The organism is Photobacterium lucens, from assembly GCF_009873615.1.
Taxonomy (GTDB): Bacteria; Pseudomonadota; Gammaproteobacteria; order Enterobacterales; family Vibrionaceae; genus Photobacterium; species Photobacterium lucens.
In genome coordinates, this window is sequence record NZ_SSMG01000016.1 from 1 (window position 1) to 2,018 (window position 2,018).

Annotated in this window: 2 protein-coding genes; one reads left to right on the forward strand and one right to left on the reverse strand. The window is 35.1% G+C overall.

Annotated elements, in window-relative coordinates; translation table 11 throughout:
* Nucleotides 1–58 precede the first annotated feature (58 nt).
* Complete coding sequence (locus E5A76_RS02070; protein WP_161117959.1) at nt 59–1,033, reverse strand: ribonuclease T2 family protein; 975 nt, start codon at nt 1,031–1,033, stop codon at nt 59–61.
* Nucleotides 1,034–1,586: 553 nt separating this feature from the next.
* Between E5A76_RS02070 and E5A76_RS02075 the strand changes: the two genes are divergently transcribed.
* Nucleotides 1,587–1,892: a hypothetical protein gene (locus E5A76_RS02075; protein ID WP_053988166.1), complete on the forward strand. Its 306-nt coding sequence runs from the start codon at nt 1,587–1,589 to the stop codon at nt 1,890–1,892.
* Nucleotides 1,893–2,018: the final 126 nt, after the last annotated feature.

Genomic DNA, 2,018 nt, shown 5'->3' on the forward strand with positions numbered 1-2,018 from the left:
TCCACGTTCAGTCCTCTTTGTGCCATCCAAGTACCCGTTTAGGTATAAACGATGATGCTTATCCGAACGGCATTAGACCTTTTGGACCTGCTTTTAATAAATCAACAATTGGTTTGCTTAGATCGATGTCTTTACCAAGGTTCAGACGTACTTCATTTAAGTATTTACCTTGTGTACATGCAAGGCTAATGCGATCAACAGTATCACTACCAAATTTCGACGTTAATTGTTTCTTAAAACTAGAGACTGAAACGTTACGGCCGATATTGTCTTTAATAAATTGTCCAATAGGTGATGCATCAACTTTTTCAACTAATTTGGTTGCTGTAAGGAAATAATCATCAGCGTTACGTGTTTGGCAAGTGCCGTGTTTTTTCCATTCATATTCACCAAATTTAGTTTGGTAATAAAAATTAGGCATCCAAGGGGCAATTTCTTTAATCGTACTACGAGATAAATCTAGACGCGCATAGCGATCACAGTAGCCATATGAAGTACCGCAGCTCGCTTTGTTTGGCCATAAGCCGTGTAGTGTAAGATTAGTGATTTTTAATTTGCCATCATTAATCGCATTACATTCAGGTTTAGTGCCTTTGTAACTAAAATGCTCACAAAAACCCGGTTGCCAGGTAAGTGCTAATACATAGGAATCGAAGTCACCGACAGTGCTACAACTTTTACGTGAGTTACTGTAGTTGTTGTTTGGTTTCTTTGTTGGTTCAGAAATTGCTTGGCTAAGGTTAACCGTACCGCAATCTTTATTTACCCAACGCATCGCAGGCTGAGCATCTGGAACAAGAATATGTACCCAACGGTAATCGCGTTCGTTAAGCGCTTTTACTTGATATTGTTTACCGATAATCAGTTTGGTGTCATCTGGATTGGTTTGTTTGCGAAATGATTGAAAGGCTTCGCAACTCTGTGATGCTGTAAAACCACCAGAGGTAGAAATAGATGCATATGAGCTAAAGCTCGATAAAGAGAGAAGTGTACCTAAGCAAAGTGCTGTTAGTGTTTGTTGATAATGGCGCACAGTAATACCTATAACAAGGATGATATGGCGCTAACTATAGTCTATTCCTTTATAAAATTTAATAGCTGTTGTATCTGATAGTGCTGAAAAGTGTTTGATTAAGTGGCTGATAATAAGTGAATAAACCATAATTGAAACATTATGATAGCGGTTAAGATAAACTGTGATTAGAGTTGTAAATATGATTCATGAGGCATTAATAATTGCGAATTTTTTGTAAACTCTTCCCGAAATGTGACTCTATTATGTAGATTAGAGAAAAATTTACATGGTTATGTATTCACAATACTAACAACAGAGAGTAATATCTACCAAAGTAATACTCCCTGTTATACTAAGTTGTAAAATTCAATTATAATAAAAGAATCAGACTTTCTTAGTGATTAGTTAATTGTTTTTTACAGTTATCGGCCCCAGCATTCCTTTGGGGACGTTAATTTCATTAAGACTAAATATGTACAAACTAATGAAAACAACTATGTTCATTAGTGATGTTACTAATAGATGATACGGTTTCCTTGCCGTAACTAGTTTTGTGTCCTCGAGGTAATTAATGGATAGTTTCGCAGCAGCAGAAAAAGCGCTGAGTGCAATGTTAAAAAGTGTGGAAGAAACGGGTGTTGTAAAAGAAGCGCGTGTTGACTACAGACAAATATTAATTGATTTTGCTGATGAAGTTCCTGGTCGTCAAAAAGCAGTTATTAAAAGAATTCCACTTCAAAAAATAAACAACCTTATTGCTGTTCTGCATGAATTCAAACAAGAATCTCGCCATACTCGCATGATTGAAATCCTAGCTATGATGGAAAAAGATGGTGTATCTCCATACGATCTTTTAGAAGAAGACGATGTAGAATAAAAGTATATAAAGCAATTTATTGATTTAAAAACATATTTATCATTAACCTCAGAGAATATTCTATAGAATTTGTATTCTATGACGTTATATTGAATTTTATTTTGCATTCTTAATAGATTGCTATTA